Annotated in this window: 1 protein-coding gene; it reads right to left on the reverse strand. The window is 33.5% G+C overall.

The window, feature by feature from the left end:
• Positions 1–251 (reverse strand): LexA family transcriptional regulator (locus HUS62_RS22460; RefSeq protein WP_175081208.1); only part of this gene is annotated, 251 nt, incomplete at its 3' end.
• Between the last annotated feature and the right edge of the window lie 229 nt (positions 252–480).

Genomic DNA, 480 nt, shown 5'->3' on the forward strand with positions numbered 1-480 from the left:
TACTTAAATTCAGGTAACTGATCTTTTTCAATCAATAATTCAATACTCCTGCTTTTTCCAGTAACTGATGTTATAAATTTCTTCTTCTTAAGAACTGAAATCATTGAATGAACACTCGAAGATGCGGTTCCAAAGTAGCGCTCAAAATCACTTTCAGCAGGCGCAATCCCATTCACTTTTGTGTAGTAATAAATAAATGCTAAATACTGACCTTGCTTTGCTGTAAACAGCGGCGACTCTTCTTTATTCATAATGAACTTTTACCCTAATCAATGATCCTTTAACTCATATAAACTTACTTAATATTGTTATGAACCGAAAGTATATTGTTGAATTATCAGAAGAAGAAAAACAAGAATTAGTAGACTATTGCAAAAAAGGCATGGTCAATGTTCGAAAGTACAAGCGTGCGGCTATTTTGTTAAAAGCAGACCGTTGTAGATATACAACAGAGCAAATATGTGAAGCAGTTCAAGTGAG

Origin of the sequence: Pseudoalteromonas sp. 0303 (assembly GCF_013349995.1) — a bacterium.
Taxonomy (GTDB): Bacteria; Pseudomonadota; Gammaproteobacteria; order Enterobacterales; family Alteromonadaceae; genus Pseudoalteromonas.